13 protein-coding genes and 1 riboswitch are annotated in these 16,254 nt (G+C 37.5%); of the genes, 5 read left to right on the top strand and 8 right to left on the bottom strand.

Going from position 1 to position 16,254, the window contains the following annotated elements; all coding sequences use genetic code 11:
• Positions 1-38 precede the first annotated feature (38 nt).
• Entirely contained in the window at positions 39-794 is a 756-nt protein-coding gene (locus ACF3OC_RS17090) for an endonuclease/exonuclease/phosphatase family protein (protein ID WP_094258477.1), read from the top strand.
• A 327-nt stretch (positions 795-1,121) separates the two neighbouring features.
• Here ACF3OC_RS17090 and ACF3OC_RS17085 read toward each other — a convergent pair whose 3' ends face one another.
• The 3 genes from ACF3OC_RS17085 to ACF3OC_RS17075 all read right to left on the bottom strand — a co-directional run bounded on the left by ACF3OC_RS17085 (position 1,122) and on the right by ACF3OC_RS17075 (position 4,513).
• Complete coding sequence (locus tag ACF3OC_RS17085) at positions 1,122-1,457, bottom strand: nucleotide pyrophosphohydrolase (RefSeq protein WP_094258478.1); 336 nt, start codon at positions 1,455-1,457, stop codon at positions 1,122-1,124.
• A gap of 11 nt (positions 1,458-1,468) precedes the next feature.
• Complete coding sequence (gene dtd / locus ACF3OC_RS17080; RefSeq protein ID WP_094258479.1) at positions 1,469-1,927, bottom strand: D-aminoacyl-tRNA deacylase; 459 nt, start codon at positions 1,925-1,927, stop codon at positions 1,469-1,471.
• Between the two features lie 132 nt (positions 1,928-2,059).
• Positions 2,060-4,513 (bottom strand): TonB-dependent receptor domain-containing protein, encoded by a 2,454-nt coding sequence (locus tag ACF3OC_RS17075; protein ID WP_182499095.1) that lies wholly within the window; start codon positions 4,511-4,513, stop codon positions 2,060-2,062.
• 57 nt (positions 4,514-4,570) lie between these two features.
• Positions 4,571-4,701: riboswitch (TPP riboswitch) on the bottom strand.
• 167 nt (positions 4,702-4,868) lie between these two features.
• Between ACF3OC_RS17075 and ACF3OC_RS17070 the strand changes: the two genes are divergently transcribed.
• The 3 genes from ACF3OC_RS17070 to ACF3OC_RS17060 are packed head-to-tail and all read left to right on the top strand — an operon-like array spanning position 4,869 to position 7,839.
• Positions 4,869-6,032, top strand: a complete 1,164-nt coding sequence (locus ACF3OC_RS17070; RefSeq protein ID WP_094258481.1) for an amidohydrolase family protein — start codon at positions 4,869-4,871, stop codon at positions 6,030-6,032.
• A 35-nt stretch (positions 6,033-6,067) separates the two neighbouring features.
• Positions 6,068-6,349: an acylphosphatase gene (locus ACF3OC_RS17065; RefSeq protein ID WP_392470113.1), complete on the top strand. Its 282-nt coding sequence runs from the start codon at positions 6,068-6,070 to the stop codon at positions 6,347-6,349.
• A 2-nt stretch (positions 6,350-6,351) separates the two neighbouring features.
• Positions 6,352-7,839: a lipopolysaccharide biosynthesis protein gene (locus ACF3OC_RS17060; RefSeq protein WP_392470111.1), complete on the top strand. Its 1,488-nt coding sequence runs from the start codon at positions 6,352-6,354 to the stop codon at positions 7,837-7,839.
• A 32-nt stretch (positions 7,840-7,871) separates the two neighbouring features.
• Here ACF3OC_RS17060 and dusB read toward each other — a convergent pair whose 3' ends face one another.
• The 5 genes from dusB to trmD all read right to left on the bottom strand — a co-directional run bounded on the left by dusB (position 7,872) and on the right by trmD (position 12,715).
• Positions 7,872-8,867 carry a tRNA dihydrouridine synthase DusB gene (gene dusB / locus ACF3OC_RS17055; protein ID WP_094258484.1) on the bottom strand — a complete coding sequence of 332 codons (996 nt, stop codon included), beginning with the start codon at positions 8,865-8,867 and terminating at the stop codon, positions 7,872-7,874.
• A 133-nt stretch (positions 8,868-9,000) separates the two neighbouring features.
• The gene (trpC, locus tag ACF3OC_RS17050) at positions 9,001-9,783 is read right to left on the bottom strand and encodes an indole-3-glycerol phosphate synthase TrpC (protein WP_094280578.1); all 783 of its coding nucleotides are present in this window, start codon (positions 9,781-9,783) and stop codon (positions 9,001-9,003) included.
• Positions 9,784-9,807: 24 nt separating this feature from the next.
• A complete protein-coding gene (locus ACF3OC_RS17045; RefSeq protein ID WP_094258486.1) occupies positions 9,808-10,386 on the bottom strand; it encodes an aminodeoxychorismate/anthranilate synthase component II in 579 nt (192 codons plus the stop codon).
• A 1-nt stretch (position 10,387) separates the two neighbouring features.
• The gene (locus ACF3OC_RS17040) at positions 10,388-11,791 is read right to left on the bottom strand and encodes an anthranilate synthase component I family protein (protein WP_182499094.1); all 1,404 of its coding nucleotides are present in this window, start codon (positions 11,789-11,791) and stop codon (positions 10,388-10,390) included.
• A gap of 246 nt (positions 11,792-12,037) precedes the next feature.
• The gene (gene trmD, locus ACF3OC_RS17035) at positions 12,038-12,715 is read right to left on the bottom strand and encodes a tRNA (guanosine(37)-N1)-methyltransferase TrmD (RefSeq protein WP_094280576.1); all 678 of its coding nucleotides are present in this window, start codon (positions 12,713-12,715) and stop codon (positions 12,038-12,040) included.
• Between the two features lie 398 nt (positions 12,716-13,113).
• On the opposite strand from trmD, the gene ACF3OC_RS17030 reads away from it, so the two are divergent.
• Complete coding sequence (locus ACF3OC_RS17030; RefSeq protein WP_094258489.1) at positions 13,114-16,251, top strand: SusC/RagA family TonB-linked outer membrane protein; 3,138 nt, start codon at positions 13,114-13,116, stop codon at positions 16,249-16,251.
• The last annotated feature ends 3 nt before the right edge of the window (positions 16,252-16,254 follow it).

Below are 16,254 nucleotides of genomic sequence, written 5' to 3'. Positions count from 1 at the left end.
TTAGATGAATTATATTAACTTGACTCAAAATTAATATTATGCGATTTTTAAGCCTATGCCTATTGCTTTTTGTTGCAGTTCAATTAAAAGCACAAACCGTTAAGATTCTTACCTATAATATCCATCACGCCAATCCACCATCAAAACCAAATACGATTGATATCGAGGCTATTGCCAAGGTGGTGAATGACTCTAAAGCTGATATCATTGGTATTCAGGAGGTGGACATCAATGTGTCCCGTTCTGAACTCATGAATCAAGCTGAAAAGCTTGCTGAACTTACTGGAACGGAATATTTTTTCTCTAAAGGTATTGATTTGGAGAAAGGATACTACGGGATTCTCATTTTAAGCAAACATAAAATTGTTGGAAAAAGACGCTATGACTTGCCAATGCCTGTGAAAAGTGAAAATCGTTCTCTGGCAATCGTAGATGTGGAACTTCCAGGGGGTAAAACTGTTTCCCTTGCCAATACACATTTGGACCTTAAAGAGGAGAACCGAATTGCGCAAGCTGAATTTATTAATGAACTCGGGGAGTTGTATAGTAAGCCATTGATTCTAGTGGGAGACCTTAATGCTAAGCCGGAATCAAAACCTATTCAGATCCTAGAAAAGTATTTCGTAAGAAATACCAAAACTAATCAACCTACTTCGCCAAATGTGAATACCAAGAATGAGATTGATTATATCATGGTGTTGAATAATAGGAAATTCAAGTGGAAAACTTATCATGTGATCAAAGAGGAATATGCTTCTGATCATTTACCGCTGTATGCGGAGATTGAGTTTTAATAGGATAGATGTGAGATATGAGATGGGAGATGTGAGATAGTAAATGGGATAGACCGCTGACGGAGTGGGGGTGAAGATGGGCTATGGTTAGTTCTATTAGGTTTTTGTAGGGGGTAATTTGGTTGAATACGAGCTTGCTTTTTGTATCGGATTATAAATGTAGATATTGGAGGGGCAGGGAATAAACTCCAGAGGAGTTTATTTGTAGAAGGATATGTAATATGAAATAAGCCCGGAGCAATTGCAATCGCTAAAGCGATTGCAATTGCTCCGGGCTGTTTGTTACTAATATTGAACCCCTCTGGGATTCTTGAGAACATTGTTGATTTATTCCTTTCCTTTGAGTTTTTCGTTGTTTTTATGGCGGTCTGCGTCGCGTATATTTTTCTTATCGAGGTTTTTCTCCAAGGCGCTGGTGAGGTCGATGCCTGTTTGATTTGCCAAGCAAATCAAGACGAATAATACATCTGCCATTTCATCGCCGAGGTTGACCTCTTCATCTGATTTTTTGAAGGATTGTTCGCCGTATTTTCTGGCCATAATACGCGCAACTTCACCAACTTCTTCCATTAGCATGGCGGTGTTGGTTAATTCATTAAAGTATCGAACACCTGTTGTTGTTATCCATTGGTCTACGGTTTCTTGAGCTTCCTTGATAGTCATGTGTATTGGGTCTAGAAGTTGTCTTTGTCTTTGGTATTCATGATGATGGTCACGGGGCCATCGTTGCGAAGGTCAATCTTCATGTCTGCGCCGAAAATTCCCATTTGAACCGTCTTACCCAATCCATCGGATAGGAATTTTCCCATTTCTTCATACATAGGCTTTGCCTTGTCTGGTTTTCCCGCACGAAGAAAGGAGGGACGATTCCCCTTTTTTGTTTGTGCAAAAAGTGTGAATTGAGAAATCAATAGGATATTGCCCTGAATGTCTTGAATCGACTTGTTTATTAAGCCCTGCTCGTCTGAAAAGATTCTCAGATTGATTAATTTTTGACCCAACCATTGAAGGTCCTCAGAGGTGTCTTCTTCTTCAACACCTAACAAAACTAGTAAGCCATGTTCTATCTTTCCAGTGATATGATCGTCAACTGTGCAAGAAGCATGAGTTACCCTTTGGATTACTGCTCGCATGGATTAAAAGTATTAAGTTAAATTGATTTTGACAAAAATGAATCTGGAATTATCAGTTCTAAAAGGTCATAAATGGAAAATGCCCTTCCGAATGAACGGAAGGAAATCTTCTTATTGAGGGGTTTGGTACTATTAAAAACGGATATTCAAGCCCAACATAGCATTGGTTTCTGCCTGTGGGTAATAGAAATTGAAATAGTCTCTCTTTCCTACAGATTGCATGATCGAGCTATAGGTAAATCCTGATGTTGCATATTTCTCATTGAAGATATTGTTCACCATCAAGTTTAAATCAATATTCTTCACTCCGAAAATGGAGAAAGAATAGATCGCCTGGAAGTTGTTTACAAATGAAGGATCAATACTTCTCTTAACTTCATTCGTGTTATCCAAATAAATTCTAGAAATGTACTTGGTCAAGAAACTAAAGCTTAAAGACTCGATTGGCTTATACGTGAAATTGTTTGATAAAACTGTTGATGGAGATTTCGCGATTTCAGTTAATTTATGAGTGATTTTTTCGTATTTATCTACTTCAAAGTTATCGTCGTAAATAGGGATGTTTTCTATAAAATTCTTGATTCTATTTTGGCTTAAAGCAGCGGTTGCTGACCAAGTAAATTTAGGATGTATTCTCCAGCTGGCATCCATTTCAAGACCCATTCTATAACTATTATCCACATTAATACGAACTGCGCTACCTACATCATTTAATGCGCCTGTAGGAATTAGCTGGTCCTTGTACAACATCGCATAAGCATTCGCTCCAATAGTTAGGAATTCATTTCTAAAACGATATCCTGTTTCGATGTCCTGCATTTTTTCAGTCTTAGGAAATGCTCCAATTGGGTTCTCAACATAATCATTCCGAGTCGGCTCTTTACTTGCAAAAGCATATGAAGCGTAGATGTTGGAATTATTATTTAGAAAATAGGTAATACCAGCCTTAGGATTTACGAAATTATGGTTGTCTTCAAAGGAGAAGTCTTTTATCTTGTCATCATCACCTTTTCCATTGTAGATATTATTTCTATACTGAACATCTAGATTAAAGAGAAAGTTGTCCATTCTATAATCTGCTTTTGCATAGAAATTAAAGTCATTCTTATTGGCATGACTGAAGTAATATTTATCCTTTATTTGGCTTTGAGGAACTAGGTTAGCCCAGATGACTTCACCATAATGGTCACCTTTATATTGATTATATGCACCTCCGAAAGTGAAATTCAAATTTGTTGACGGCTTGTACAACAAGGAGTAAGTTAAGCCATAGAAATGGTTATCCAACCATCTTCTTCTAATTAAATCGGTGTCTTCAATAGGTTTACCATCGGATTGAACTGGGGCAATTCCATAGTGCTCCAGATTGTCCATTGGTTTGAATTCTTCATAATAACCTGCTCCACGAGTGTAATGTAAAGCTGTATTAAATATCATCTTCTCAGATTGACGATAAGAATAATTTAAATGAGCATGTGTTTGGGTATAGTTATCAGTCTGATTATCGTAATTATAGTAATTGTATTTACGATTGCCATTTAAGAATCTATCGCGTTCAGTACCGGAGAGCCAAAGGTTTTCAGCATATTCTTCGATTCGGTAACCATTTTCTTTGAATAAAGGTTCAGCTACGCCATACCAAGCTTGATAGGTCTTCTCTTTACCTGAGAAAACAGTCGCTTTTAGGCTGTGTTTGTCAGTGTAAAGGCCCGCATCAACATACATGGATTTCAGGTTTGAAGAAGCGCGTTCCACATAGCCGTCTGATGAGATCCTGGAGAGTCTGGCATTAAAAGCGAATTTATTGTTAATCAAGCCAGACCCAGCCTTAATAGTGTTTTTCCAAGAGTTGTATGATCCAAATGAGTTATTCAGTTCCAGATAAGGCTTAGTTTCCAAAGCGTCGGTTTGAATATTTAGGGATGCTCCAAATGCGGAGGGGCCATTTGTAGAGGTTCCAATACCACGTTGAATCTGAATACTTTCCGTGCTGGATGCAAAGTCAGGCAGGTTAACAAAGAAAGAGCCCATAGATTCCGGGTTATTCAACGGAATACCATTGAGGGTGACATTGATACGTTCGCTATCAGACCCCCGGATCGTCATACTGGTATACCCGATACCAGCACCTGCATCGGATCCAATAACCACTCCAGGTGTTTGATCCAGTAAATAGGGGATATCCTGACCTAGATTATTTTTATTGATATCTTCCTTGGTTATGGTTTTATATGTTGTTGCAGAATTCTCCTTAGCGCGGGTTGCTGAAACGTAAACTTCTTCAAATTGGAGGACTTGGTCTTTTAATTGAATGGAAAAATTAGCTTGATTTACGGGATTAATTCTTGAAATCTCGGATTTATAACCAATAAAAGAAATTTTTAAGTTATAGAATTGGTTGTTTAAGTTGTCAAAAACGGCGATTCCGTCCTGATTTGTGGATTTAGCCTGGCCATCAATAGCGACGGTTGCACCATTTGCAGAGGCTCCAGATTTGTCTAAAACCCTTACAGTTAACTTTTGTTGAGCAAAGCTCATTAATACAATCAAACATAAGGCTAAAGTTGCCCAAAGCTTGTTAAACATAATAAAAAAAATGTTTTAAAGAGTTAAACTTTCTTGTTGAAAGGGGTTACAACAAGTTCTATTTAACCGCCCTATCCCTACGCTGGCATTATCCAGATCAGGTATGTATTTCATGTAAGTTATTGAAATACAGGGTATAATCTCAGCCTGTTTTTGTGTTTATTAACAAGGCACCCCTAATCGATAGGGCAAACATAGGCTTTTGGCTAAATAAAACAAAATTTAAATATATTTGTAACAAATTCGTAATTATTATTTTATTAGTTAAACTCCTAGTATTTTTTTGTAAATTGCCAACATTGCCTCCAAGAGGCTAATTACGCTAACTTTTAAAAAACGGAACTATTAATTTCTTATGAAGTATTACGCTGCTGATGTCGTGTTTCCTGTTGCAGGTCCTGCCATTAAAAAGGGGGTTGTTGCGATGGATGATCAAGGAGTTGTGAAAGGTGTTTTCAATCCTGGTGAAATTGATGAAAATTTGGTAGAGCAATTCAAAGGAGCATTAATCCCTGGGTTTGTGAATGCACATTGTCATCTTGAATTATCCCATATGCTTGGTGTAGTGCCTCGAAATACGGGTTTACCTACTTTTCTTTCTACGGTTATCAATGAACGTGGAAACCATGAAGAGAAGGTTGAAGCTGCGATGGAAGAAGCAGATAAGTTGATGTATGAGAATGGAATTCAAGCCGTTGGAGACCATGTAAACTCAGCCGTAACAGCAAAGATCAAAGAAACAAGTCCTATTAAGTATCATACTTTTGTGGAAGTAATGGCAACGAATAAAGAAGATGTTGTTACTCGAATCGATAATGCCAAAGAAATTGAGTTTCATTTTGATTATAAACACTCCTCAATTACTCCACACGCGCCGTATTCAGGTTCAAAATTCTTATTTAAGACCTTAAAGAAAGCTATTAGTGAAGATAATATCATCAGTATCCATAATCAGGAGAGTGATGAAGAAAATAAATTGTTCCGCTATAATAAAGGAGAGTTTTTAGAATTCTTTAAGAAAATGAATTTAGCAATGGAGGACTTTAGAGCGCAAGCTAGAAATTCATTGCAATCCTTTCTACCTTATATTCCTAGTAAAAACAAATTAATTTTAGTTCATAATACTTATACTTCGATTAAGGATTTGGATTTTGTGGATAGAATGGGTAGGTCCGTATATTTCTGTTTTTGTCCGAAAGCCAATTTATATATTGAAGATAGAATTCCAAAAATTGACAACTTCCTATTAGGTGGTCATGATATCGTTATCGGTACAGATAGTTTGGCATCTAATGATACCTTGGATATTTTAGAGGAATTGAAAGTGATTCATCAGGAGTATCCGGATTTGGATTTCAATGAAACCATCAAATGGGCAACTTTAAATGGGGCTAAGGCATTAAACTTAGAGCATGAGTTAGGTTCATTAGAAGTGGGTAAGAAACCCGGTTTGGTGTTATTAGAAGGTATGGATACTTTCAAATTAAATCCAAAAGTTAAGGTTAGAAGAATTAGATAGTTTCTAATTCTATTTCTTCTTTTACCTTTGTATCCATGAAACATTGGAATATAAGGGTTGGAGGGAAAGTTCAAGGGGTCTTTTTCAGGGCTTCCACGAAGGCCGTTGCTGATCAATTAGGGGTAAAAGGTTTTGTTCTGAACGAATCGGACGGATCTGTCTATATTGAAGCAGAAGGAGATTCCTTTGGTTTAGAGTCCTTACTTGGGTTTTGTCAAGAAGGGTCTGAACATGCCGAGGTCAGCCAAGTTGAGTATCAGGAATCTGATGAAATCAAAGGGTTCCGGAATTTTGAAGTCAAAAAGAAAATCAAATAAGCGTGTCGGTAGTTAAGAAATTTGTCAGCGATACGATGATTTATGGTTTCTCAACCATCTTATCACGAATGCTTGGGTTCTTGATGACCCCTTTCTTTACAGCAAGATTCAACACCTCCATTTACGGAGTTTTCACTAATCTTTTTTCTTATGCGTCCATGCTGAATGCTATTATTGCATTTGGGATGGAGACGACATTTTTTCGGTATCTCCAAAAGGAAGATGTCGATAAAGATCGGGTATTCGACAATAGTTTCTTTATTACCTTAATTACGACAGCCATATTTTTGTTGTCCGTATTTACCTTTACAGAGCCTATAGCATCCTTCATCAGTACGGGTGACAATATTCCAGATTACATATTATACGTCAAGTTTTTTGCCTTAATAATTGCTGCGGATGCCATTGCGGTGGTACCTTTTGCGAAATTGCGAGCAGGGGGGCGGCCAATTCGGTATGGACTGGTGAAATTGATCAATATCTTGGTGTTTATAGCTGTCAATTTTATTTTATTGGCATGGTTGCCGGAATGGAACAAAAACTCTGAATTTTTTAGAGAAATCAGTTCGGGATGGATTCGTGAAGGTTGGTTAGGCAATGTTTTTATAGCCAATTTAACAGCAAGTTTGGTTACTCTACTCTTGTTGATCCCTCAAATAATAGGCTTTCGATTCCGTTTGGATAACAAGTTGATTAAGAGTATGCTAAGCTATTCTTTTCCAATTTTAATTGCCAATATTTCCTATATCATCAATGAAAATCTGGATAAGATCATGTTTCCGAGGTTGCTTCCGGGTGAACAAGGTGATATGGATCTTGGAGTCTATGGAGCAGTTGCGAAAATTGCCATATTTTTAAATCTTTTTGTTACTGCATTTAGATTAGGGGCTGAACCATTTTTCTTTTCATATTCCAAAAATGAAAATGCAAGAAAAACATATGCCATGATCATGGAGTATTTTGTGATAGTAATGGTTATCGTTATGATAGGAATTTGTGCCAATTTGGATTGGTTAAAAGGCTTTATTCGTGGCGGTGCATTAAATCCAGAGGCTTATTGGTCGGGATTATATATTGTCCCAATTTTACTTTTCAATTACGTGTTATTAGGGGTGTATATGAATCTATCGATCTGGTACAAGCTTTCCGATCAAACCCGATATGGTCTTTATATTTCCGGAGTAGGTGCCATCATAACCATTATTCTGAATCTAATTTTGATTCCCAGGTATTCGTATGTTGGAGCAGCCTTATCCACTACAAGTGCTTATTTGGTGATGGTAGTCCTTTCCTATTTCTGGGGGCAGCAAAACTATTCTATTCCTTATAATTCCAAGAAAATTACAGCTTATTTATTGATGGGACTGATTGTATCCTGGTTTGCCTATTTCGGGCATTTTTGGATAGGAAATTTGGTATTTCTACTGTTTTTGGGAGTAGCATTTTATTTGGAGAAAAATTCCCTTTTAAAAATCCTAAAAAGGAAATAATCAATATCCTGAGGCATAAAAAAGTCGCTTATTTAAGCGACTTCTTCTGCAAAATTAAATCTTATTTCCTCTAGTACTTCCAGGATTTCATTGACATCCTGAAGGCTTACTAGTTTCATTCTATATTCTTTAAAATTCGGGATACCTTTGAAATAGTTGGCGTAATGACGACGCATTTCAAATATTCCGGTTTTCTCGCCTTTCCATTCGATAGATTTGGTCAGGTGAGTGTAGCAAACATCGACACGTTCTGAAACCGTAGGTCCCTCTAAACGTTCCCCCGTATTAAAGAAGTGTTTCACTTCTCTAAAGATCCAAGGATATCCAATGGACGCTCTACCAATCATGATTCCATCGACTTCATATTCTTGTCTCCAAGCAGCTGCTTTTTCCACGGAATCGACATCTCCATTTCCGAAAATCGGAATTTTGATTCTTGGGTTTCTTTTTACATCCTTGATCATTGACCAATCTGCTTGGCCTTTATACATTTGAGCACGCGTACGACCGTGAATCGCTAAAGCCTTAATGCCAATATCCTGCAAGCGCTCAGCTACCTCATATACATTTTTCGTGTTGTCATCCCAGCCTAAGCGAGTTTTTACTGTCACAGGTAAATGAGTTGCTTCTACGACTGCTTTCGTCATAGCCACCATCTTGTCGATATCTTGCAATAAGCTTGCACCAGCACCCCGACATGCCACATTCTTGACAGGACAGCCGTAGTTGATATCAATCAAGTTTGGATTTGCTGCGGTACAGATTTCAGCAGATTGACGCATATGTTCAATGTCAGATCCAAAAATCTGAATACCAATGGGTCTTTCGTACTCAAAAATATCAAGCTTTTGGCGTGATTTAGCAGCATCACGAATTAATCCTTCGGAAGAAATAAATTCAGTATACATCATATCCACTCCATTTTGTTTACATACGTAACGAAATGGTGGATCACTGACATCTTCCATTGGAGCCAACAATAACGGAAACTCCCCTAAATCAATATGTTCGCCTATCTTTACCGACATTTTTTTGAAATTTTTACAAAGATAGCGATTTAGTATTTAGTAGTTAGTATTTAGTAGTTAGACCTATGGCGGGCTAACCGCTTCAAAGCCTAAAATCGATAAACAAAGCGCTCTAAATACTCTCTACTAAATACTAAATACTACAAGAGAATTTTTTGATGGCTTCCATTGGGTTTTGTGTTTTCATAAAGTTTTCACCGATTAGGAACGCATTAAAACCAGCTTTTTTGAGTGCTTTAATGGTTTCTGGGTCGGAGATTCCACTTTCAGAAACTTTAATATATTGGCTTGGTATTTTGTTGACCAGATCATAGGAGTGGTCCAATGAAACGCTGAAATCCTTTAGATTTCTATTGTTTACTCCGATTGCGTCAATGCTAGGGAAAATGCTTTTATTTAATTCCTCTTCATTGTGGACTTCTAAGAATACGTTAAGTCCCAAAGATTTGGCGTATTCAGAAAGCGATTTAATTTCCTCCTTTTCCAAACAAGCAGCAATCAAAAGGATGATGTCAGCTCCATAAGCTTTAGCTTCTGCTATTTGATAAGAATCAACAATAAATTCCTTTCGTAATAGTGGGATTTGAAGAACGTTTCTGGCAGCTGTCAAATCCTCCAATGAACCTTGGAAAAAATCATGGTCGGTCAAGACCGAAATAGCGGAAGCACCAGCGTCTTGATAGCCTGCGACCACCTCTTCTACTGTTGAAGTGCCATTTATCAAGCCTTTGGAAGGAGATGCTCTTTTATATTCAGCGATAATCCCCGTTTTATTAGGATCCAGGATGCTTTCCCTCAGGTTGTAGCAATTCCTTTGAAACAAAGGCATTGCTTCCAATTCCGCCAAACTAACATTTTTCTTGGCCGCTGCGACTTCTTCCTTTTTCCTGATTACTATTTTATCTAAAATGGTCATAATACAAAAAGCTGTTGATGAATTTTATTGAGTTCCTTTAATCCAGTTAGCAATTAATGTCTTCCCATTATCCGTTAGAATGGATTCAGGGTGGAACTGCATGCCCTTGACATCATATTTACTATGTGTTAAAGCCATAATAACACCATTAGGGTCTACAGCGGTAACCTTCAGGTCCTCAGGTAAGGTATTCGGGTCAACCGCCCAGGAATGGTATCTACCGATTTTAGAGTCCTCTGGGAAGTTTTGAAACAAAGGTTCGCTTGGATCCGTGATATGGATTGAAGTTGCCACGCCATGTAGGGGTTTAGGCATGTTGAACAATTTTCCGCCAAAAACCTCCGCAATCGCTTGTTGTCCTAAGCAAATACCTAGAATGCTTTTAGTAGGAGCATAGGTTCGGATGACATCGAGTAATAAACCGGCTTCTTCAGGAATCCCTGGTCCAGGAGACAGAAGTATCTTATCGTATTTATCTACGTCTTCCAGATTGAATTTATCATTTCTAACGACTACATAGCTTTCCTTCAATTCTTGAAGGAGATGTACCAGATTATAGGTAAAGGAGTCGTAATTATCGATTACTAATATGGGTTTGCTCATTTTATAATGTTTCCGCTAATTCTAAAGCCCTGCGAAGAGCTGATATTTTATTGTTTACTTCTTGTAATTCTTTTTCAGGATCGGAGTCTAATACGATTCCTGCACCAGCTTGATAATGGAGGAAGTTTTGTTTACTCAGGAAAGAACGAATCATAATGGCATGATTAAAATCGCCATTGAATCCCATGAATCCTATTGCTCCAGAATAGAAAGAGCGTTGCAGTCCTTCATAACGATCAATTAAGGTGATTGCCATGTGTTTTGGTGCTCCAGAGAGAGTCCCAGCAGGGAAGGTATCACCGACTACATCAAATGGGTTTGTGTTTGGGTTCAATGTACCGCCGACCTTGGATACTAAATGGATAACATGGGAATAATATTGTGCCTCCTTGTAGGATTTTACCTGAACATGATTGCAGTGTCTACTCAGGTCATTTCTAGCTAAGTCTACAAGCATGACGTGTTCAGCACTTTCTTTTGGGTCGTTTTTCAAGTCTTCGGCAATCTTTTCATCTAGGTCCATGTCCCCCGTTCGTTTAAAAGTTCCGGCGATAGGATAGATGGTAGCTTGATCTTTTTTAATGGTCAATTGAGCTTCAGGCGAAGATCCAAAGAGTTTGAAATCACCATAATCAAAATAGAAGAGATAAGGAGAAGGATTTATGGAGCGTAATGCCCGATAAACGTTGAATTCATCACCTGAGAATGGGGTTTCAAAGGCACGAGAAGGCACAATTTGGAAAACATCACCACGTTGGATATGTTCTTTCATTTTGTTTACCAATGCTTTGAAAACCTCGTCTTCCATATTCGAAGATTCTTCACCTTTTAATTGAAAGCTGTATTCCGGAAAGTTTTTATTCTGAATCAAGAACTGCATTCTTTCTAGGTCAGAGGTTTCTTTTTCCAATAAATTTTCAAAAATGAAGAGTTGGTTTCTGAAATGATCTATCGCGATCACATATTTGTATATATGATATTGAAGAATAGGGATGTTTCTTCTATTATCCCTTTTGGCAGTTAGTTGAATATCCTCATAATATTCAACTGCTTCGAAGGTGAAATATCCGAATAAACCATTTGTAATGACCTTAACATCCGGGATTGGGTCAGAATGAAAAGATTGCCTAAAATTGGAAACTTCCTCTCGGAGGTTTATTTCTGAGGCTTTTTTAGTGATTTTCTTTTCATTGGGAAGACTAATCTGAAGTTCATCATTTTCAAGGATGATACTTGCGACAGGTTGACAACAGATATAGCTGATGTTATTGTCGCGACTATGGTATTCGGAACTTTCAAGCAGCAAGCTATTTGGGAAGGTGTCCCTTAGCCTTAAGTAGATACTTACAGGGGTAGTGGTATCAGCTAAGATTTTCTTATAGTTAGTATTAAATTTATAGTTCATATGTGTTTAATAATCATATGTAAAAGTATAAAAAAAGCCCGACGAAATTCGTCGGGCTACCATTCTGTGGTTTTGGTTGATTATGAAAAAATTTTTATCTAAAATATACCACGCTCCCGACTTATTTAGTCAGAAGCCACCAACGGTTGGTATATTGAATTATAGTCTTCATTATCTCACAAAATTAATAGAAAAATTGAATATTCAAACTTTATTTGTGAAAAAAGCAAAGATTAGGCAAGATTTTTAGTCATTTAGCAAATCTGGTCTTCTTTGTTTTGTTCGGATTAGTTGTTGTTCATGACGCCATTCAGTTATTTTGGCTTCATGTCCACTTAATAAGATATCAGGCACTTTGTGTCCATTCCAATCGACGGGGCGGGTATAAATTGGGGCATCCAACAGGCCATCTTGAAAGGAATCGGAAAGGGCTGAGGTTTCGTCGGATAGCACTCCAGGAATTATTCTGACGATTGCATCGACTAAAATTGCAGCGGGTAATTCACCACCAGACAGGACATAATCACCAATTGAAATTTCTCGGGTTACATAAATATCCCGGATCCGTTGGTCAATACCTTTATAGTGACCACATAAGATGATGATATTTTCTGCAGAACTGAGTCCATTAGCAATTTCCTGATTGAGGGTCTCTCCATCAGGGGTCATATAAATTATTTCATCGTAATTTCTTTCAGCCTTTAATTTTTCGATGCATGCTGCAAATGGAGCGATTTGCATGACCATTCCGGAGCCACCCCCATAGGGATAGTCGTCTACTGATTTTTGTTTGTTTACTGCATAATCTCTAAGGCTATGTATATGAATAGATGTTAGGCCCTTTTTCTGCGCTCTTTGTAGAATAGAGTGGGCAAAAGGGCTATCCAATAACTGAGGTAAAACAGTAATAATATCAAATCGCATATGCAAATGTACGGGATTCTAGTCTATTTCTTGTCCAAAAAATGAGATAGAAATGTGAATAAGTAAAGGTTAATAAAATGTTGCTAAATAATCGGTTTATCAGATTTACTACATTAAATTTAATTTTAACAATTAATTTTAAAGGAATTTAATTTTTAAAACTATAAAAAATTAAACAGAGAATAAATAAATACGAAATTAACGATTAAATATTATCCATTTCGATAATAATTAAAAGACTATTATTTATTCCTAATCCAGGTAGAAATAAATAAAAATAAAATGGACTTTTTTTGCTAAAAATGTTGTGTAATAATACATTTGGCGCTAGTTTAACAATTACTAACTTTTAGCCAATAAAGATTAGAACCAAATTTATTTAACTAAAAACAACAAACATGAAACAAAGATTACTCAGTGTTCTGCTGCTGTGTACTATGCTAATTGGTGTAGTCTATGCGCAAAATCGGCAGGTGAGGGGGAAAGTTACGTCTGCTGCTGACGGAAGCCCAATCGGTGGAGTTTCCGTTATCGTTCAAGGAACGAATGCAGGCACGCAAACAGATGGTAGTGGAAATTACTCTGTGCAGGTGGGTAACAATGCTACCTTAATTTTCAGGTATATAGGATATGCCTCACAAACCATTTCTGTTGGGTCTCAATCTGTGATCAACGTAAGCTTAAGCAGTACAGAAAATACCTTAGATGAGGTCGTTGTTACTGGTGCAGGTTTAACTGCTTCAAGACGTTCTGTTGGTGCTGCTCAAACCACCATTAAAGCTGAAGACCTAACAAAAGCTAAGCCTTCAAACGTAGTTACAGGTTTAACAGGTAAAGTTGCGGGTTTAGTGGTTCAAGGAGTTGGTTCGGGTGTAAACCCCAATTATCGTGTAATGTTACGTGGTATGCGTTCATTAACAGGTAATAACCAAGCCTTGATTGTCATTGACAACGTTATTTCACCTTCTTCGATGTTAGGAAACTTAAACCCTGATGATGTAGAAGATATTACAGTTCTAAATGGTGCATCAGCAGCAGCTCTATATGGTTCACAAGCTTCCAACGGAGCCTTGATCATTAAAACCAAAAAAGGAGCTTCAGTTGAAGGTGTAGAAGTAACTCTTGAAAATACAACAGCATTTGAAGATGTGGTTTTCTTACCGCAGGTTCAAAAACGTTTTGGTTCAGGAACAAATCCATTCTTCGTCGAGTTCGTTCCTTATGAAAACCAACAGTATGGACCTGAATATGATGGTTCAACAGTATTAGTAGGGGATCCATTACAAGATGGTACTACACAAAACTACCCTTATTCTTGGAGCGGGGATAAAGATAAATTCTGGGAAACAGGGGTTAGTAATATGACAAATATTTCTGTTGGTTCAAAACATGAGAAGAGCTCATTCCGATTTTCTGGCCAATATTTAACTGCCACAGGTACAGTTCCATTTGACAAGTACAACCGTGCATCAACTCGTGTTAGTGGTACAAGAAAATTGAATGATCTATTGGATGTTACTTATACTGCATATTATGCACAAAACAGGTATAACACCACTGGAGCGAACGCTGCGATTTATGATGCGGTTCTACAATCACCGGGACATATTCCGTTGTTAAGTTATAAAGATTGGAGAAATAATCCATTTGCCAATCCAAATGGTTATTACAATGCTTACTACAATAACCCATATTTCTTAGCTGAAAATAATCGTAATAATACACGTAATGATTATTTGATGGGGAATGTTCAGTTAGATTTCAAACCATTAGCTTGGTTAGATTTCATGGGTCGAGTAGGTATGACAACTGCAAATCAATCTTTCAAAAACACAGTTGGTAAATTTACTTATACCCAATATGCTGCAGGATTGCATGGAGCCTATAAAGGCACCAATATTGGTGGATCAGTGAATGATGGATTTAACTATACAACCAATGTTGTTTCAGATTTTACAGCACATGCTACGCATACACAAGGAGATTTCAAATTTGATTATACCGCCTTATTCCAATATGTGCAAAATCAGTACTCTGGACTAGGTGCTGGTGTTAATGGATTGGTAATTCCTGAACTTTATAACTTAGGAAACAGTATCAATACACCATCAGCAAATCAGAGTCAATATCTAGCTCGTACCTTTGGTTTAGCGGGAAAGATTGATATTGCTTACAAGAACTACTTATTCTTAAGTTTAACTGGACGTAATGACTGGGTTTCTATTTTGGATCCTGAAAATCGTTCGTTTTTCTATCCAGGAGCTACCTTATCTTTTGTTGCGACAGATGCAATTGAAAGTTTACAAGATTTCGAAGCATTAAATTTCTTGAAATTAAGAGCGAGCTGGTCCAAAGTAGGACAGGTGAACGTTGGAAACTTCTCGAATTTCGGTGCATACAACCTAGTTCCTACCTTCTCACAAGGTGCAGGATACCCATATAATGGTTTAGGTGGTTTTACTTTAGGAGATCAAGTTATTCAGCGAGGTTTAAAACCAGAGATGACGAGAACGGTTGAGGTAGGATTTGAATCAGCTTGGTGGGATAACCGTATTGCTGCAGACTTCACTTACTTTAATAACAGAACTACAGATAACACCGTACCAACCAATATTGCTTGGTCAACAGGTTATAATAGATACTTATTAAATGCAGGTACGACTTCAGGTAAAGGTATCGAGTCAAGATTGTCGGTTACTCCGCTTCGTAATGAAAGCTGGAATTTAACAGTTGGAGGTAACTTTACATATATTGATAATAGGGTAGAAGAAGTTGCAGAAGGCTTGGATGAATTAGCATTAGCTACTTATGGTGGTACAACAGGTTCATACGCAGTTAAAGGTGAGAAGTTCCCAATTATCAAAGGATATGGCTACTTGAGAGATCCAGAAGGAAGAATTATTGTAGATAGAATCACTGGTTATCCAAAAAATACAGAAGGTTTGATCAACTTAGGTGCGGCTATGCCAACTCACACGTTGGGATTGAATTTTACTTTATCCTACAAAGATTTAACATTCTACACCAGTGCTGAATATCGTACAGGAAACTACATTTTTAACAATGGCGGTGGTACATTCGATTTCTCGGGAGCTGGTATTAACACTGCAGGATACGATAGAGAGCGTTTTGTTATTCCTAACTCATCTTATTGGGATGAAGCAACCCAATCCTATGTTGCAAATACGAATATCACTGTTTATGATGGTGGTTCAGATTATTGGACAATGGGTCCAGGAAGAAGTGATGCTGATGAGACTTATATTACCTCCGCGGCATTCTGGAAGATCAGAGAGATGTCTTTATCGTATAATTTACCTCGCTCCATATTAGCAGGTCAAAAAGTGATTAAAAATGCAAGAATCAGTGCACAAGGAAGAAACTTATTCTTATGGACTCCAGCAACCAACGTATACACTGATCCAGAGTATTCAGATGGAAATGGAGCTAGTAATGGTAATGCATTAGGTTTGACAGGTTTAAGTCAGACTCCTCCATCAAGATATATAGGGTTCTCTGTATTATTAACTTTTTAATTG

This window comes from Sphingobacterium cellulitidis (assembly GCF_043187465.1).
Taxonomy (GTDB): Bacteria; Bacteroidota; Bacteroidia; order Sphingobacteriales; family Sphingobacteriaceae; genus Sphingobacterium; species Sphingobacterium cellulitidis.
Note: the sequence above shows the minus strand (reverse complement) of the source record. Positions and strands in the feature narration are given on the sequence as shown.